Source organism: Brevibacterium sediminis, assembly GCF_024895295.1.
In the GTDB taxonomy this organism is placed as follows: domain Bacteria; phylum Actinomycetota; class Actinomycetes; order Actinomycetales; family Brevibacteriaceae; genus Brevibacterium; species Brevibacterium sediminis.
The window spans coordinates 36,427-53,357 of the sequence record NZ_JAHQRN010000007.1 but is presented as its reverse complement, the minus strand read 5'-3'; the positions used below and the strand labels follow the sequence as shown (position 1 = coordinate 53,357).

The following is a 16,931-nucleotide window of genomic DNA, read 5'->3' as shown; positions in this document are numbered from 1 at the left end:
AAGTGTGGTCAAATTAATGTGTTCGCCCGGTGGGGATCGGGTGGACATAACGGACGTATGGGGATGCGTCCGGGTACTCGAGGGGAGTGCTGCGAGGACCCCGGGATGTCGCGATTACGCGCCCCGGGGTTCTTGTCATTCACAGCAGTGTTTCGCGACCGCCTGCCTGTCTTCAGGTCACTATCGGATGCTTCTGCGTGCGAAAGTATCCGATAGTGACCTGGATTCGGTGGCCGCATCCGATAGTGACCTCGCCGCTGCCTGCTGCTGAAGCAGAAGCTGCCGGCTTCTGCCGACTGCGGCGCTCTTGGATGGCGGCGCTACTGGACGCTGACGCTGCGCTGGCGGCGCGAGCGAGTGCGGGCGATGCCGATCTCCAGGGCCACCGCGCTCAGCGGAGCACCGAGTGCCATTGCCGCATTGCCGGCGGCGCGCTCGGCGACTTCGGCGATGATCGCATCGATGTCGGCGCGTTCATCGGCGTCGACGTGGATGAGCAGCTCCGGACTCCGCGCGGTGCCGCGCAGAATCACCGTGGCGTCGGAGACTCCGTCGGTGGATTCGAGGTCGGCGGCGACCGCCTCGGCGATGACCTCCGCATTCACCGTGGTCAGACCCGTGCGGGCATCGGCCTGCATCCGGAAGGGCTTCGCGAAGTCCTTGCGCGGGACCTGCACGCTCAGCCAGCGGAGCCCGATGATCGCCAGGATGAGGGCCACGACCACGGCGATGAGCGCCGAATAGGGCAGCGCCAGCACCGAGGCGACCGGACCGAGATCCGCTCCCGCCTCCAGGGCAGGGTCGACCGGGGCGGTGAGACCGAACCCGATGGCGAGCACTGCCAATCCGATGATCAGCGCGATGAGGCCGAGGATGATCAGTCCCGTGCGGTTGGCGGCGGCGGCCGTGCGTCTCATGACTGACTCCTTCTGGCCTGGACCTTCACCGTGGGGGTGCGGTCGAATGAGATCGAGGCGAAGCGTTCCCTGACGGCGGCTTCGACTTCGGCACGGATCGGCTCAACGTCGCGGATCGGCGTCGAGAACGTCACGATCGTCGACCTCGCGTTCGACGAGGCCTTGACCCCGCTGACGCCGTCGACCCCATCGGCGGCCGCGGCCGCGATCTGCGACAGCGCCGAGGTGGGCAGGGCGACCTCGAAATCACCGATGTGTTCTGACCCAGCGGCGCTCACGCCGAGGATCCGGCGCGCTCCGGGAGAGATGCCGAGGATGAAGGCGATGAGTCCGAGCAGAGCCAGGACGATGCCGACCGCGATGACGACCGCGGAATTCCAATGCAGGTTCCCGGCCGCCTCGGCGATGGCGGAATCCGGCGCCTCGATCAGTGCGGCTGCGACGGATCCGAAGCTCACGAATGCGGCGATGCCGGCCCAACCGAGTCCCACGGCGAGGAGCAGCAGGATGAGGGCGACGACCACGGCCGGACCGATGCGGGAGGGCCGCTTGCGCAGCAGGCGTGTGCTCATTGCAGGCGATTCCTTCCTCGATTCGCACCGGAGGACTCCGGGGCGAGCCACCGCACGCTGATGTCGACCTGACGGACGGTGACACCGGTGAGGCGTTCGACTTCGTGACTCAGGGTGGAGCGGACGTGTTCGGTCGCCTCGACGATGGGGGTGGGGTAGGCCAGGCCCAGCTGGACGGCGAGCGTGCAGCTGCGCCCGGACAGGGTGACATCCACGGACGGGCGCGTGTCCAGGCTGGAACTCGCTCCGATTCCGAAGAGACCCGAGCTCGTGCCGCCGACGCCGGGCAGGTCTTTCAGCACCTGCCCGGCGGTGCGCTCCACGACCTTGTCCGCGATCGTCAGGCCGCCTCGGCGAGCTGGAGCGTCGTCGAGTATCGGGGCCACGGCGCTACCTCCGCGTGGTCGAGCGTGAGCTCAGCGCGGACAGGTCGAGGCGTCCGTCGAGGACGAGGCCGACGACCAGGCCGAGCCCGCCGCAGATGGCGACGACGAGGAACGCGAGGAAACCGCCGAAGTAGGCGACGATTCCCAGCGTCAGGCCGACGAGGAGTCCGATGAGAGTTTTCGACATGGCATTCCTTCTGCCGAGGTGGTGCAGCGGATGAGGGTCAGTTGAGTTCCGGCGAATCCTTGGCCGGAGCCTCTTCGTCGTCCTCGGGCAGGTGGACGTCGGTGACGTCGATGTTGACCTCGACGACCTGGAGTCCGGTGCCCTGTTCGACGGCGCGCACGACGTTGCGGCGGATCGCCTCGGCGACGTCGACGATGGAGGTGCCGTATTCGACGACGATGGTGAGGTCGATGGCGGTCTGCTTCTCACCCTTCTCCACGGACACTCCGCCCGAGACGTTGGTCTGCGAGCCGGGGATGCGGTCGGTGAGGGTGTCGAAGGCGCGGCGTGCGGCATTGCCCATTCCGTAGACGCCGGGGACCTCGCGGGCGGCGATTCCGGTGAGCTTGGCGACGACGTTCTCGGCGATGGTGGTGGTGCCCATCTCGGTGACGAGCGGGCTGCGCACGTCATCGTTCTGGGTGGTCTGGGCCTTCTGGTTCGAATCGGACTGCTTGGGTTCCGGCATCGTTCTTCCTTTTCGTTGGAGGTGCATGCGGTTCGCAAGTCCTTCGTCTGAAGGATGCTTACACAGGTACAGACGCAGCCTGACGAGAATCCTCACGCGGTGTTCGCAGAAATTTTTCGCCGGAGCGAATTTTTCGCCGAGGCGGCAAGCCGGTTCCGCGGCCGCGTGGCCTACGATGGGAATATGACAAGGGGAGATGATCGTTTCGACATCGTCACCCTGGTTGTGCGCGCTCGCGAGGGCGACATCGCCTCGTTCGAGGCCCTCGTCGACGAATACGAGCGGAAGCTGCTGCGTTTCGCCTGGCGTGCGCTCGGGGATCGACAGGATGCCGAGGACGTCGTTCAGGATACGCTCGTCAAGGCCTGGAGGTCGCTCGACGCCCTGGCCGAACCCGCGGCCTTCGGCACGTGGATCTACCGGATGGCCTCGAACCGCTGCACCGATGTGCTGCGCCGACGCACATCCCGGCCCTCCGACGCATCGGATCCGGAGGACCTTGGCCATCACGTCGACGGTGCCGCCTCGGTCGAACGGTCCGTCGAGGCACGCACGGCGCTTGAGCATTTCTCCGAGATTCTGCAGACTCTGTCCTCCGAGCAGCGTGTAACGTGGGTGCTCCACCAGATGGAAGGTCTCAGCTACGCCGAGGTCGCCGAGACCTTGGGAATCAGCGAAGGCAGTGTGCGCGGACGCATCCACCGCGCCCGAACCGCCATCGCCGAGGGCATGGAAGGATGGGTATGAGCGACGAGTCCGTCGACGCCACGGACGCTCACCTGCGCGGCATCATCGACGAATACATGGGGGCCTTCGAACCGGACCCCGCCGAATCCGTCGGCCTGCGCGAACGCATACTCCAGATCGTGCGCGAGGACGCGGCCCTGGCGCCGGCCACGAAGCTGACGACCGAGCGCGGCAACCCTTTCCGGATGGCGACGGCAGAAGTGCGCGGAATCATCCGCGAGGCCGTCGACTCCGTGCCCGGGATCCGCGCCCGCAGCGTGAATCTGACCCCCGCGGGCGAGCCGGAGGGCAGCGCCGTCGAAGTTTCGCTGACCGTGACGATGAGCGCGGGGACGGCCTTCGTCTCCGCCGCCGAGGATGTCCGCCGCAGCGTCGCCGGTGCCCTGATCGCGCAGGTGGGGATCCCCGCAATGCGAGTCGACGTCACCGTCGAGGACGTCTTCGTCGATGAGGAGGCCGCCGATGACTGAGAAGCCGAGGGTTGAGAAGGCGAGAGTTGAGAAGGCGAGAGTTGAAAAGCCGAGGTTTGAAAGCGGGACCTCACGCGGATTCGACGAGGCGGCGGTCTCGGCCCGCCTGACCGAATCCGTCACCGGAGTCGACGGCGTCACCGGCCTGGCACCGGGGCTGCGCGACATGATCGCCAACGCGGCCGCTCGAGTGATGCGCCGAACCGGGTCCGAACCGCTGCGCGTCGAGGTCTGGCGCACTGGCGAGGATCTCGGCGTCCGGATCGATGCGCATCTCGATGACAGTCGGCCCGTGACCGAGATCGTCGACGAGCTCTTCGCCGTCATCGCCGTCGACCTGCAGGCGGCGGTCGACGGGCCCATTGGGGAGATCGACATCGACGTGCACATCGTCAGCCGCAGCCGCTGAGGTCGTGCGGCGGGCGGCACCCAAGACGCGAACGGCACAGAAAAAGGTGGATAGCCCAGTTTCAAACTTGGGCTGTCCACCTTTTTCTGGGCTGTTGCCGACGCTGCCGTCTGCGGCTGTGTTTGGCCGCAACGGGGTGCCGCCGGGCAGTGGCTCTCTAGATGGCTGCAGTCCCTCAGTCGGCCTTGCTCTTCGAGCGTCCGGTGATGAGGCCCCAGATGATGAGCACGATCAGCGAGCCGCCGATCGCGCACAGCCAGGACGACAGTGAGAAGAACTTATCCATCTGGGCGCCGAAGATCATGCCGCCGAGCCAGCCGCCCAGCATGGCTCCGATGACGCCGAGGATGAGCGTGGCGAAGAAGCCGCCGCCCTGTTTGCCGGGCAGGATCGCTTTAGCGATGGCTCCGGCGATGAGTCCGAGGATGAGGTATGCGATGAAACCCATGTTGCTCACGTCCCTTCTGAGACAGTTGACCGGCCGGGTTGCACGGTGCTGTTGCCACTGTACAACCGAAACGCAAGGTAAGTGCCAAGTCTTGTTGATCCTTTATGACATCTATACAGACGCAGAGCCAGCCGTATCCTCACGCCCGGTGTCAGCACGACCAGCCGGATCCTCACGCGGATCCTCACATCCGATGTCAGCGGGCCGCGGCAAAAGGGCAGCTGGGCTCTGAGGCGGGAGGCCTGAGGGAGGCCTTCTGGACGCTGAAAGGGAGGGCGCCTGGTCACTGAGACGGGGCTGAACGGGCGTGGTCCGACCGCCCAGTAGACTGGAGTTCATGACCGACAGCGCTGACACTCGCCGACAACTGCTCGACCTCATCGACGAACTCGCCGTGGTGCGCGGCAGGGTGACCCTCTCCTCCGGCAAGGAGGCCGACTACTACCTCGATCTGCGTCGGGTCACCCTCGATCACCGCTCGGCACCGCTCGTCGGCGATGTCGTCCTCGACCTCCTCGAGGCTCATGATCTGCTCGACAAAGTCGATGCCGTCGGCGGCCTGACGATGGGCGCCGACCCGGTCGGCACCGCAGTCATGCACCGGTCGGTGGTGCGCGGCACCCCGCTCGACTCCTTCGTCGTGCGCAAAGAGGCGAAGAAGCACGGAATGTCCCGTCGTGTCGAAGGCCCCGACGTCGCCGGCAAGCGCGTCGTCGCCGTCGAGGACACGTCGACCACGGGCGGTTCCGTGCTCACCGCTGTCGAAGCGCTCAAGGAAGCCGGCGCCGAGGTGGTCGCCGTGGCCGTGGTCATGGACCGCGACACCGGCGCCAAGGAACGGGTCGAAGCCACGGGAATTCCGTACCTGACCGCGCTGACGACCGCGGATCTCGGCCTCGACTGAGGCCCGCCTCGGCGAAGTGGGCCTGCGAGGTGCCGCCTCGGCGAACTCGGCTCACCGATCACGACCTGGGACTCGACTGGCAATTCTGTCGAAATCGAGGACGTGGTTTGAAACAAGTCTCCTATTTCAACACGATAGATGAGACACTCCCCAAGAACTGTTTGATGTAAAGGATGACGCGTGCTCACACTGAAAGAGGTTTCCCTGCGCAAAGGGAAGCGGACATATCTGGACGAGGTGAGTTTCACCGCCGAGGCGGGCCGGATCACCGCAATCGTGGGAACCCGCTCGGCGGGCCGCACCGAATTGGTGCGCATCATCATGGGCCTCATCGCCGCTGATGAGGGCACCATCGAACTCGAGGACTTCGAACTCGACTTCGGCGACCGGCAGAATTTCGGCTATCTGCCCGCCGAGCGCGGCGGATACCCGAACATGCGCGTGCTCGACCAGATCGTCTACCTCGCCCGCCTGCACGGGATCACCCTGGGTGCGGCCGAACGGAATGCGCTGACCCTGCTCGGCCATCTCGAGCTCGCCGACCGCGGCTACGCACCGCTGAAGAACCTCTCCGGCGCCGAGATCGCCCGCGTCGACATCGCCGCGACCCTGGCCGCGGACCCGGACGTCGTCGTCATCGACGACGCCTTCGCCGGCCTCGACGCCGCCTCGCTGCGCCTGGTCACGTCCCTGCTGCGGGCCCATGCATCCTCGGGAGTGCCTGTCATCCTGGCCACCGACGACTGGGAGGCCGCACAGACGTTCGCCGATGACGTCGTCATCCTGAACCAGGGCAAGGTGACCACCTCGGGCAGCGTCGAGAAGCTGCTCGGTGATCCGCACTATCGCGTCGAGACGACGGACACCGAGGCGGCCGCCTCGGCGCTGAAATCCCGAACTGGAATCAGCGATGTGAAGACCGTCGGACGCGAGGGCGTGAGCTTCCGCGCGAATGATGCGAAGTCAGCCGCCGCTGCCGTGGCCGAGCTGAAGAATGTGAAGAACTTCGAAAGTGTCCGCCCGACACTGGCCGAGCAGTACAAGGAGGCTCTGTAATGGCGCGCAAAGACAATGGTGCGAATGACGAGTCCCCGGAACCGCTCGTGTCCAAGGGCACGGCCGGCGAAGGCATCGACGACCTCGGTGTGCCTGTCGAAGACGATGTGATCGAAGACGAGACCGCCGCCGAGGAGGTCGACTCGGACGACGAGGCGACCGCCGCCGGTGCGACCACGGGATCGGCCGCCTCGGCGAAGAAGGGCGCGGACGCGAAGGATCCAGCCGCGAAGGGCACCGACGCGAAGGAGACGGACGAGTCCGGCGCCACCGCCGGCCTCGACGACGTTCCCTTCGAACTCGCCGAGGACACCCCCGACCCCGACGAACTGCCGGAGACCGGACTGGTCTCGGAGTTCGTCGATGTCGGCAACCGCCAGGCCGCGTGGCTCGTGTCGAATCGTGAGTCCACCACGGCCATGCGCAGCCCCTACTTCCTGGTCACGGCCGCCGTGATCATCCTCGGCGTGCTGGCCGCGATCATCTCTGGAATCGTCGCCGACGTGCAGAAGGACTCGGGCACCCCGACCATGGCGATGGTCGGAGTCGGCGAGCAGGCGGCGATGTATGAGCAGCAGCTGGGTGTGAAGATCACCGACGCCAAGGACGCCCCCGCCGCCGAGAAGCTCGTGCGTGAGGGCAAGGTCGACGCCGCATTCATCCAGGACCCGAGCGGTCAGGGACAGCCGACGATCATCGCCCTCGACAAGCAGCCCGATGCCCTGCTCGAGAAGCTCGCACCGAAGACCGAGGCGACGCTGCTCGAGACCCCGGCCGTCGACGGTGCCGTAGCCACCCCGCTGCTGTGGGGCATGGTCGCGCTGTCGCTGCTCGTCGTCGCCACACTGGGCACTGCGCTGTACCAGAACCTGCGCCTGGAGAAGCGAAACCGGATCACCGAGATCATCGCAGCCACGATTCCGCCGCGCGCCTCGGCCTCGGGGCGAGTGACGGGCATGCTGACCCTGGTCGTCGTCCACCTCGTTGCGGCCGCCGTCATCACCGAGCTCGGACTCTCGCTGTCGGGCAAGACGTCCCTGGCATTCGCCATGCTGCCGGGCCTGGGCTGGTTCGCGCTGGCCCTGCTCCTCACCGCCTGGTCGGTGTTCGCCCTGCTCGTCTGGGCGTCGACCGTCGTCGGCTCCAAGGCACGCGCCACCTTCCTCACGATCATCAGCGTCATCACCGTGGCGGGCTTCTTCGCTCCGGTCATCATCGGACCCACGGGCACCGTCGCGAAGGTGCTGTCGTGGACGCCGTTCACATCGCCGCTGGGCATCGCCGGCCGCTCCTTCGCCGGTCAGGCCGAGTGGTGGGAAGGCCTCGTCGCCGCCGGCATCGCCCTGGTCCTCGCCGTCGTCCTCCATGCTCTGGCCTCGGGCGCGTACGTGCGCTCGGTGCTGTCCGGTGGCGGTCGCGGCGGCAGGACCGTGAAGATGAGCAAGCGCGCGCAGAAGGTCGGTGCCGCCACCTCGGCGAAGGACGCCGCGAAGTCGGGCTCGAGCGCTGACGACGCGGATGATGCCGATTCGGACGACACGGACGACGTGGACGCGGACAAGGACACGAAGTCGGCGGACGACGAGAAGTCGGCGGCCGCCTCGGCGAAGGAATCCGGCACGAAGAAGTCGGACGTGAAGTCCGGCGGAGAAGACGAAGAGGACGCGAAGTCGGCGGATGATTCCCGCGACGACAAGTGACCGAAAGCGCTGAACCGCAGGTGGGGGTCGGTCCGTGGACCGGCCCCTGGCCTGTGGGCGAGCACTTCGATCCGGAGCTGCTGGCTGAGGGTGATCGGCGCAATGTGGTCGATCAGTATCGGTACTGGAAGCACGATGCGATCGTGGCCGACCTCGATGCCTCGCGGCACGATTTCCACGTCGGAGTCGAGAACTGGCAGCACGACCTCAACATCGGTTCGGTCGTGCGCACCGCCAACGCCTTCAACGCCGCAGCCGTGCACATCGTCGGCAAACGCCGCTGGAACCGGCGCGGAGCGATGGTCACCGACAAGTACCAGCACGTCATCCACCATCCGAGCGTGGACGACCTGCTCAGCTGGTGCGCCGAGAACGACGTGCCCCTGCTGGGCATCGACAACTTCCCGGATTCCGTGCCGCTGGAGACCTACGACCTGCCCAAGCGCTGCCTGCTGCTGTTCGGCCAGGAAGGACCGGGACTGAGCGAGGAAGCGCACCAGGCGAGCCGCGACGTGCTCTCGATCGCGCAGTACGGTTCGACACGGTCGATGAACGCCGCAGCAGCCGCCGCGATCACCATGCATTCGTGGATCCGCCGGCACGTGTACGACCAGCCCGTGAGCTGAGTTCGCTGCCGGCAGCGCAGGCCTCGCAGCGGAGGACTTGGTCTCCCTGAGGAAACCCCGTCCTCCTCGGTGGGCGTTGATAGGCCCCGACGACGCAGCGCCGCACGCTCGGGGTCGAACGTGCGGCGCTGAAGTGCCGGTGCCTCAGCTGAGGTCGGCGGCGTGGGGTTCGATGAGTCCGCCGAGTTCGGCGAGCTCTGCGGTCAGCGAATCCGAGTCGTCGAACGTGCGGGTCATGACCGTCAGGCGCTTGGCGTAGTGACCGATAGGGTACTCCATGGTCATGCCGATGCCGCCGTGCATCTGGATCGACTCCTGGCTGATGTTGCGAGCAGCCCGGTCGACGATGATCTTCGCGGCGATGACGTCGCGGTGACGGTCCTTCTCAGCCCCGGGGACCTCGGAGGTCACGGCCAGGCGAGAGTACAGAGCCATGCTGCGCGCGTACTCGAGTTCGGCGTAGAGGTCGGCGGCGCGGTGCTGCAGAGCCTGGTTCGCACCGATCGGTGCACCGAACTGCTCGCGGGTCTTCAGGTAGTCGGCAGTCATCGTCAGCGAGGCTTCGAGCGCACCGACGGCCTCAGCCATGATTGCGGCGTTGCCCAGGTCGAGGACTTCGGACAGCACGGCGTTGGCATCGGCGGCGTCGAGGCGCTGGGCGGCGACACCTTCGAGCTTGAGGTTCGCGCTGCCCAGACCATCGGCCTGGCGCTGAGCCACACGGCTCAGACCCTCGGCATCGGCGGCGACGAGGTAGAGACCCAGTTCGCCGTTCTGCGTGGCGGTGACGACGAAGTGGTCTGCCACATCTCCGCCGAGCACGTTGTTCTTCTCACCGGTGAGGGTGAAGCTGCCGTCTGCACCGGAGACCTGGGTCTGCGGAGCGTCGACTGCGTAGCGCAGCCCGGGCTCGAGTGCCGCGAGGGCGAGGAAGGTCTGACCCTCTGCCACACCGGGCAGGATGGCCTGCTTCTGCTCCTCGCTGCCGCCGAGCAGAACGGCGTTGGCACCGAGGACTGCGGTAGCCAGGAACGGTTCGAGGACGAGCGAGCGTCCGAACGCCTCGGCGACCACGGCCACCTCGTTGAAGGTCATGTCCGCGCCGCCGTAGGACTCGGGAATCGCAAGTCCGAGCAGTCCCATCTCGGCGAAGGCCTGCCACTTCTCGCGGGAGATACCCTCGTCGCTGCGAAGGATCTCTTCGCGCTTGGCGATGTCGTACTCGCTGCGCAGGTACTTGTTCAGTGTGCTGGCGAGTTCTTGCTGAATGTCGTTGAGTTCAAGATCCATTGTTGTCCTTCTTGGGAGATCGAGTGAGCGTCGGTATCTCAGAGACCGAGCAGTGCCTTCGAGATGATTCCGCGCTGCACCTCGGACGAACCGCCGTAGATGGTGACCTTGCGGGTGTTGAAGTAGCCGGGCAGAGCATCGACAGCGCCGTTGGGCAGGTCGGACAGACCCTGGCCCTGCACGCGGTCGGAGACGAAGTCGAGACCCTGCGGACCGAGTACGTCGACGAGGAGTTCGGAGATGTCCTCCTGCAGCTGGGAGCCCTTGAGCTTGAGCACCGAGGAGCGTGGATCCGGCTTGTCGGACCCGGCGGCCTGGGTCGAGAGGATCCGCAGCTGGGTCATCTCGAGCGCGGTGAGTTCGGCTTCGATCTTCGTCAGACGAGCGGAGAACAGGGGGTCATCCAACAGAGTGCCGCGAGCGGTCTTCGTCACCGCGGCGTAGGCCTTGGCACGGGCGAGGTTGACCTTCGAACCGCCGATGCGGGCGATTCCGGTGCGCTCGTTGCCGAGCAGGAACTTCGCGTAGGTCCAGCCCTTGTTCTCTTCGCCGACGAGGTTTTCGACGGGCACCTCGACATTGTCGAAGAACACTTCGTTGACCTCGTGGCCGCCGTCGATGAGCTGGATCGGACGGACGGTGACGCCGGGGGTCTTCATGTCGATGAGCAGGAAGGAGATGCCTGCCTGCTTCTTCACGTCAGGGTCGGTGCGCACGAGGTTGAAGATCCAGTCGCCGTACTGGCCCAGGGTCGTCCAGGTCTTCTGGCCGTTGACGATGTACTTGTCGCCCTGGCGCACCGCGGTGGTCTTGAGCGAGGCGAGGTCCGAGCCGGCGTTGGGTTCGGAGAATCCCTGCGACCACCAGATGTCGATGTTCGCGGTGGCGGGCAGGAAACGTTCCTTGATCTCCTGCGAGCCGAAGGTGGCGATGACGGGTCCGACCATGGACACGTTGAACGGCAGCGGCTGCGGAACGCAGGCCAGCTGCATCTCTTCGAGCCAGATGTGACGCTGCACGGGGGTCCAGTCCTGGCCGCCCCATTCGACCGGCCAGTTCGGCACGGCGTAGCCGTGCTGGTTGAGGATCCGCTGCGAGGTGACCATGTCTTCCTTGCTCAGCTCCTGGCCGGTGGCGACCTTGAAGCGGAGTTCCTCGGGGATCTCCGTGCGGTAGAACTGACGCATCTGCTGCGCGAACTCGCGCTCTTCTGCATTCAGTAGGGTGTCCATGCGAACTCCTTATAGATCGTTCAGTAACTTTCCTCCAATGGTACGGTTCGGTGTTCGGGCTCACAAGTGGGAGACGGCGAAGATCCTCGCCGAGGCGGCCCTCCGGTGGGATCGGATGTTGATGTCACAATCGCCTAACTTTATTTCAGAGATGTATTACTACACCTATCCCAAGTGGTAATACTGATCCAGGAATTCCAATGGTGATTCCGAGACGTGAGCTTCTCCGGATTGAACCCCGCGCCGCTGGGCTCCGCATTCCCCGCTGCAGAAGATCCCCAGGGGTACGGAAAGCTGAGTGACGTGTCAGGCAGGACCACGCATATCCCCCCGGTCGCACCGTCGCGTCGGCTCTTCGGCTATGAGTCCGAGCTCTCGACGGTCGTCGGCGCGATCTCCGGGCAGGGGCATCTGGGCGCTCTCATCATCGGCGCGGCGGGCATCGGGAAGACCGCGCTGGTGAATGCTGCGCTCTCTCGTCTCGACCCCGATCTTGCGGTCACCCGCCTGCGCGGCTCGGAGAACGCGCGTGTCCGGAACCTCGGAATCTTCGAAATCCTGCTGTCGAGGGAGGGCATCGACACAGACCTTCCGCCCGGTCGGGCGCTGTCGGTGATCGGTGATCTGTTCGAGCGCAGAGCTGAGGGAGGTCGCTCTCTGGTCGTCGTCGACAATGCCGATCTCGTGGACGATCATTCCCTCGCAGTGCTGGCCCAGCTGACGGATGCGCGCAGGATCAAACTTGTCATCGCCGCCGAATCGGCGCGTCCGCCGGTCGATCTCATCGCCGGACTGTGGCTGTCCGGAAGCATTGTCAGGATCGATCTGGACGGTATCGACGAGGCGGATGCGGCTGCGATGATCAACAGCATCGGACTCTCGGAGACCGAGACGAGATCGGTCTCGGAGCTGACTGCACTCGCCCACGGCAATCCGCGGCTGCTCGAGAGGCTGCTGTTCGGGCGGAGCCGGACCAGCGGGGTCGAAACCGCGATCGCCCGGGTCAATCAGTCCAGCCGCGAGGTCATCGAAACCGTCGCTCTCATCGAAGCGGTGCCCTATGACGTGCTCGTCGGGTTCACCAGTCCGCAGACGATCGACTGTTTGGCGGAGGACGGTCTGCTCTCGATCTCGAAGGGCCGAGGGGGAACGGTGAGCATGCACGAACCCGTCACGGCTGAGAACGTCCGAGCCATGGTCACTCCCTCTCGCAGCCTCGAGCTGCTCACCCGATTCGATGCCGGAGCGGATCTTTCGGCACTTCACGGCAGGACGCTCTTCGGCTACGCCGCGTGGTCGATCTCCTTGGGCCGGGTGCCGACTCCCAAACAGGTTCTGGATGCCGCCGGTTGGGCAAACGCGCGGGGCAGATACCGCGAAGCCGCAGAGATCATCCGCACCAGCGGCTATCGCGGTCCCGAACTCGACCTCGAGCACGCCCGCAGCGAATGGGGAGCCGGTAGGCTCCGCCAGGCCCGGGAGATCGTCGACCCGCTTGTCTCCGAGGCGTGTCTGAATCCGGACACCTCAGCACAGGAGTATCTGTCCCGCCTCGCCTCGATGGAACTGAGGCTGATAGACCCAAGGAAGCCCGAGGATCTGCGGCTGGACTGGGTCCGGGACACGCTTTCGCTGCCGATCGACGTCGGTCGGCTCGATGCGACGCGCGCCAGGTTCGACCTCAAAGGAGGTCGTATCGCCGCTGCCTGTGCGCTGGCGGAGAGCGTCTATCTCAACCATGCGAGCTCGGTGCGCCACCGGCTGCGCGCGTGTGCGTTCCTCGGCGTGGCAGAAGTGATGTCCGGGCGGATCGAACTGGGACTGAGTTATATCGCGCAGGCCGGGCTGATGTTCGGACTTCCCGGGCCCGAATCGTTCGAACGGGAAGATGCCATCCCGCAGTTCTTCGTGGCGAATTTCATCGCCGGCAACTGGGCCCAGGCACGAACGGCAATGGATGAACTGACCTCCAGTCGGCGGCTGACCAGGCTGACGAACGCGCTCATCGACCTGCGCACCGGAAACGCGGCGAAAGCCCACTGCATCCTCGGCGAACTCAATCTCGGTGCCGACCCCTGCGACATCGTCGATATCGCTGGGATGGCCAGGTCGGCACTGTCTCTCTCCGCTGTGCTGACAGACCAGCGGACGGAGGTCGTCTCGATCGCTGTCGACGAGGAGGCCGAAGCCAGTCGGCATTCGTGGTGGGCTTCATTCGAAGCCAGACTCTTCGATCTGCAGGCACTGGCGCAGACGTCGCCGGAGCCGGCAGCCCCGCAACTCTATGAGCTCGGGGCCTGGGCAGAAAAACACGGTGCGCACACCCTTGCCTGCCTGGCCTGGCTCGAAGCCGGTCGACTCGGGCACGAACAGGCCATCGGTGGATTGTCCGCGTCGGCCGGCAGGGTCGACGGCTCCCTCGGTCGCCTGCTGCGCGCCGTGGCACATGCCTTCAGCACTGACGATCTGCAGGCGCTCATCACCGCGGCCCGTGAGGCGCTGATCTTCGGCGCGGTCGTGCTCTGCGCCCAGCTGTCCGGCGAGGCCCGCAAACGCGCCGTTGCCTCAGGCAATGCTGCCGCCACCAAGGAAGCCCGGATCCTGCTGGGCCGGAGCCGGCGCGTGCTCGACTTCGATGCCGACGGCAAACGGTTCCACGCGAATCTGGGCGAGCTCGAGCACTCGATCATCACGGGCATCGTCGAGGGTCGAACGAGCGCAGAGATCGGAGAAGAGCTGCACCTTTCGGCCCGAACCGTCGAATGGCACCTCGGACGTCTCTACCGCCGAGTGCATGTGGCCAATCGGCAGGAGCTGCGAGAGGTGGTGACGGAATGGCTGAAGAGCTGACCACATCATCGGGCGAGAGCATCCAGGACGGCACGACGATCTTCGGGCGCAAGGGCGAACTCGAACTGATTCGTCAGTCGCTGCGCTGCTCGGAATGCTCCGGCATCCTCATCGAAGGTGAGATCGGCGTCGGCAAGACCCTTCTGGCGAGAACAGCCTTCGAGGACGGAAACGACGGAATCTGGATCCGCGGGGACCGCGTGCACCAGAACACCGAGTTCGGCGTCTTCGGTCTGCTCATCGACCTCGACGGTGACCCGTCCACACTGCTGGGACGAATCGTGTCCCGGCTCACCTCGACTCGAACCTCGCAGGCGGTCTTCGTCGACGATGCCCACCTGCTCGATTCCCGTTCGCAGGAGGTCCTGACCGACTTGGCCAGCGTTGGCTCGATCAGGCTCATCGCGATGTCGCGGTCCAACCCCGAGAGTGGGGTCATGCCGTTCTCGACTCTGGTCGAAGACCGTGTGCTCCAGCATCTCGTCCTCGGTCCTCTGCCGCGTGAGGACTATCGGTCGATGATCGAACACCGCCTCGGTCACATCGTGTCCCAAGCAGTGGTCGACATCGTCGACTTCCATTCGAAGCGCAATCCGGGAAAGCTCATCGAACTCCTCGAATACACCGCACGACGGTCGCGCTTCCTCCTGCGCCGAGGTGTGTGGATCCTCGACGGACATGACACCGACTATGATGCGCGTGCCCGCGACTACGCACGGATCGGTCTCGCCGACCACTCGCCGCAGGAGACGGAGGCCCTCGAGTTGGTCGTCCTCGCGGGGGAGGTGGAGCTGGCGACACTGCTCGAGGCGGGGCTCGGGGAAGCCGCGGATGCCCTCGTGGCCGCCGGTGAACTGAAGATCGACGCGCAGAGACCCCATATCTATGAGGCAGTGGAGAACCACACCTCGGACACGATCAGGTACACGACCCCGACCGGTCGGAGTCGAGAGTGGTTCGACTTCATCGACTCCAGCGGAGATGCACCTGCGGAGTGGTCGCAGGTGGTCAGGGCCGAGTGGGGACTGATCTGCGGAGCGGAAGTCGGCGAGTCGAGGACCATCGACGCCGCACTCATCGCCGCTCGCCTCGGAGACTGGCATCGGGCCATGCGGCTGATCGCGGAGATCCCGACGGAGAAGTTGAGCCCACACGAGCTGCTCTCGGTCGCTCTGCTCTATTGCGGCTGCAATAAGATTCCCCTCGGACTCGACATCTTGGCCCATGCGGTTCGCACCGCATGCTGTGCTCCGCTGGTCGTCGATGCGCTCGTGGTCTGGATGAACCGCTCTTCCGCCTCCATGTCTCCGGCCCTGCGGCTTGCGGACTTCCGCACCGCTCTCAATCGGCTGCACGAGGAAGGTGACGGACACCCCGGAGGGGGAGTGGACGCAGCGTTCGGACTCGAATTCCTCGACCGAGTCGCTGCCGTTGTGGCCGAAGAACGACCGATCACCGTGGACGTCTTCGACGGACTCACGCCCGAGAGCGGGGCCACGGGCAGCTTCCATCTGCTCGACACGATGCTGCACGCGACCGACATGCTCGACTCAGGATGCGCCTTGGAAGCACTCGCACTCCTCGAATCCGCTCAAGCCGATTTCAGCAACGAAAGCACAGGGTCACTTCACCTGACCATGCTGCAGGGGCGCACACTTCTGCAGCTGGGACGAATCGCTGAGGCGAGAGAGCTGATGACGACACTGTCGACGCATGACATTGCGTACCTGTCAGCCCGGTCCGGGCCGATCGACCTGCTGTGGGCGCAGACTCACCTGCTCGAGGGCAATCTGCCGGGAGCGATGAAGGCGCTTCGCGCCGCGATAGAATCGCTCACCTATTGGAACTTGGGCACGCAGCTGGCCATCGCATTGGGGGAGGCCGAATATGCGGTCTCTCGTGTCGGGACCGCTGCTGACGCCGACGAGCTGCACGCCCGCTTCGACGAGCTGCCCGTCACAGCCCTCTACCACGAATATCGTCGAGCTCTCGTTCTGCGAACCACCGCGCGGGCCATACGCACCGGTGAGACCCGGTACGAGCGCGAGCTGCGTCGGATGTTGGACGAAGCCGAAGCCGATGGGGCAGCGGCGATCGTCGTGCTCATCCGCCTGCACCTCTTCCTGCACTTCGACGAGATCGCACCTGAGGCGATGTGTGAAGCGGCCGCGCACGGAACCGGGCGTGAGTTCGTCATCGTCGGCCGCCTCGGCGCTGCACTGCGTGATCATGATCGTGCAGCCTTGACGTCTCTTGCGGAGGAATACGGAGCGTCTATGCCTGACCTGGCGGGTAAGTGCATCGCTCTGGCCGCGCGATTCGGAGCTGGTCAGAGCAACGGACCGGGCAGGCAGAACATAGGACTGACCGCCCGGGAGAAGCAGATCAGCGCGCTCATCGTCGCGGGCCGATCGAATGCGGAGATCGCGCTGGAACTGGGAGTGCGGGTGCGAACGGTCGAGGGCCATACGTACCGGCTGTTCCGCAAGCTCGGTGTCGAACGCAGGGACCAGGTCGCCGAGGCGATGCGGGATGCCGAAGGCCGACTGCGCGCCTGAGCGTGAGCCGAGTATCACCGACTGCGGGATTTCGGGCTCGGGTGAGTACTCACTGCGGTGCTCCGGTGGTG

The 16,931-nt window shown here is 65.5% G+C and carries 17 protein-coding genes and 1 pseudogene; 10 read left to right on the top strand and 8 right to left on the bottom strand.

Translation table 11 applies throughout. From position 1 onward, the window contains the following. Nucleotides 1-320: 320 nt before the first annotated feature. The 5 genes from KTJ89_RS15525 to KTJ89_RS15505 are packed head-to-tail and all read right to left on the bottom strand — an operon-like array spanning nucleotide 321 to nucleotide 2,570. Complete coding sequence (locus tag KTJ89_RS15525) at nucleotides 321-917, bottom strand: alkaline shock response membrane anchor protein AmaP (RefSeq protein ID WP_139469054.1); 597 nt, start codon at nucleotides 915-917, stop codon at nucleotides 321-323. After that, nucleotides 914-1,489 carry a DUF6286 domain-containing protein gene (locus tag KTJ89_RS15520; protein WP_139469055.1) on the bottom strand — a complete coding sequence of 192 codons (576 nt, stop codon included), beginning with the start codon at nucleotides 1,487-1,489 and terminating at the stop codon, nucleotides 914-916. The genes KTJ89_RS15525 and KTJ89_RS15520 overlap by 4 nt, the downstream gene beginning before the upstream one ends. Then, on the bottom strand, nucleotides 1,486-1,875 hold the full coding sequence (locus tag KTJ89_RS15515; RefSeq protein WP_229664069.1) for an Asp23/Gls24 family envelope stress response protein: 390 nt from the start codon (nucleotides 1,873-1,875) through the stop codon (nucleotides 1,486-1,488). Before KTJ89_RS15515 ends, KTJ89_RS15520 begins: the two co-directional genes overlap by 4 nt. A gap of 4 nt (nucleotides 1,876-1,879) precedes the next feature. Beyond that, entirely contained in the window at nucleotides 1,880-2,062 is a 183-nt protein-coding gene (locus KTJ89_RS15510) for a hypothetical protein (protein WP_062862592.1), read from the bottom strand. Between the two features lie 37 nt (nucleotides 2,063-2,099). Continuing rightward, nucleotides 2,100-2,570, bottom strand: a complete 471-nt coding sequence (locus tag KTJ89_RS15505) for an Asp23/Gls24 family envelope stress response protein (protein ID WP_139469056.1) — start codon at nucleotides 2,568-2,570, stop codon at nucleotides 2,100-2,102. 183 nt (nucleotides 2,571-2,753) lie between these two features. On the opposite strand from KTJ89_RS15505, the gene KTJ89_RS15500 reads away from it, so the two are divergent. Genes KTJ89_RS15500 through KTJ89_RS15490 form a run of 3 tightly spaced genes read left to right on the top strand, consistent with a single transcriptional unit; the run spans nucleotide 2,754 to nucleotide 4,196 of the window. After that, nucleotides 2,754-3,317, top strand: coding sequence for an RNA polymerase sigma factor (locus KTJ89_RS15500; protein WP_259358385.1), 564 nt, complete (start codon nucleotides 2,754-2,756; stop codon nucleotides 3,315-3,317). Continuing rightward, nucleotides 3,314-3,787 carry an Asp23/Gls24 family envelope stress response protein gene (locus KTJ89_RS15495; RefSeq protein WP_253903885.1) on the top strand — a complete coding sequence of 158 codons (474 nt, stop codon included), beginning with the start codon at nucleotides 3,314-3,316 and terminating at the stop codon, nucleotides 3,785-3,787. The genes KTJ89_RS15500 and KTJ89_RS15495 overlap by 4 nt, the downstream gene beginning before the upstream one ends. Further along, entirely contained in the window at nucleotides 3,780-4,196 is a 417-nt protein-coding gene (locus KTJ89_RS15490; protein WP_259358384.1) for a hypothetical protein, read from the top strand. The genes KTJ89_RS15495 and KTJ89_RS15490 overlap by 8 nt, the downstream gene beginning before the upstream one ends. Nucleotides 4,197-4,371: 175 nt before the next feature. On the opposite strand, the gene KTJ89_RS15485 is transcribed toward KTJ89_RS15490, so the two are convergent. Next, nucleotides 4,372-4,644, bottom strand: a complete 273-nt coding sequence (locus KTJ89_RS15485; protein WP_101547170.1) for a GlsB/YeaQ/YmgE family stress response membrane protein — start codon at nucleotides 4,642-4,644, stop codon at nucleotides 4,372-4,374. Between the two features lie 337 nt (nucleotides 4,645-4,981). Between KTJ89_RS15485 and pyrE the strand changes: the two genes are divergently transcribed. The 4 genes from pyrE to KTJ89_RS15465 all read left to right on the top strand — a co-directional run bounded on the left by pyrE (nucleotide 4,982) and on the right by KTJ89_RS15465 (nucleotide 8,930). Next, on the top strand, nucleotides 4,982-5,548 hold the full coding sequence (gene pyrE / locus KTJ89_RS15480) for an orotate phosphoribosyltransferase (RefSeq protein WP_062862586.1): 567 nt from the start codon (nucleotides 4,982-4,984) through the stop codon (nucleotides 5,546-5,548). A 180-nt stretch (nucleotides 5,549-5,728) separates the two neighbouring features. Then, nucleotides 5,729-6,604 (top strand): ABC transporter ATP-binding protein, encoded by an 876-nt coding sequence (locus KTJ89_RS15475; protein WP_259358383.1) that lies wholly within the window; start codon nucleotides 5,729-5,731, stop codon nucleotides 6,602-6,604. Beyond that, nucleotides 6,604-8,304, top strand: a complete 1,701-nt coding sequence (locus KTJ89_RS15470) for an ABC transporter permease (protein ID WP_259358382.1) — start codon at nucleotides 6,604-6,606, stop codon at nucleotides 8,302-8,304. Before KTJ89_RS15475 ends, KTJ89_RS15470 begins: the two co-directional genes overlap by 1 nt. Further along, complete coding sequence (locus KTJ89_RS15465; protein WP_259358381.1) at nucleotides 8,301-8,930, top strand: TrmH family RNA methyltransferase; 630 nt, start codon at nucleotides 8,301-8,303, stop codon at nucleotides 8,928-8,930. Before KTJ89_RS15470 ends, KTJ89_RS15465 begins: the two co-directional genes overlap by 4 nt. A gap of 144 nt (nucleotides 8,931-9,074) precedes the next feature. Here the strand turns inward: KTJ89_RS15465 and KTJ89_RS15460 are convergent, their stop codons facing one another. After that, nucleotides 9,075-10,220: an acyl-CoA dehydrogenase family protein gene (locus KTJ89_RS15460; RefSeq protein WP_259358380.1), complete on the bottom strand. Its 1,146-nt coding sequence runs from the start codon at nucleotides 10,218-10,220 to the stop codon at nucleotides 9,075-9,077. A gap of 38 nt (nucleotides 10,221-10,258) precedes the next feature. Further along, entirely contained in the window at nucleotides 10,259-11,452 is a 1,194-nt protein-coding gene (locus KTJ89_RS15455) for an acyl-CoA dehydrogenase family protein (protein WP_139909269.1), read from the bottom strand. A 216-nt stretch (nucleotides 11,453-11,668) separates the two neighbouring features. On the opposite strand from KTJ89_RS15455, the pseudogene KTJ89_RS19390 reads away from it, so the two are divergent. From KTJ89_RS19390 to KTJ89_RS15445, 3 genes and pseudogenes are all read left to right on the top strand, one after another. Then, a pseudogene (locus KTJ89_RS19390) lies at nucleotides 11,669-12,172 on the top strand (ATP-binding protein); the annotation flags it as partial. 1,380 nt (nucleotides 12,173-13,552) lie between these two features. Further along, nucleotides 13,553-14,302 carry a helix-turn-helix transcriptional regulator gene (locus KTJ89_RS19385; protein WP_374990291.1) on the top strand — a complete coding sequence of 250 codons (750 nt, stop codon included), beginning with the start codon at nucleotides 13,553-13,555 and terminating at the stop codon, nucleotides 14,300-14,302. After that, nucleotides 14,287-16,860 (top strand): LuxR C-terminal-related transcriptional regulator, encoded by a 2,574-nt coding sequence (locus KTJ89_RS15445; protein WP_259358378.1) that lies wholly within the window; start codon nucleotides 14,287-14,289, stop codon nucleotides 16,858-16,860. The genes KTJ89_RS19385 and KTJ89_RS15445 overlap by 16 nt, the downstream gene beginning before the upstream one ends. Nucleotides 16,861-16,931: the final 71 nt, after the last annotated feature.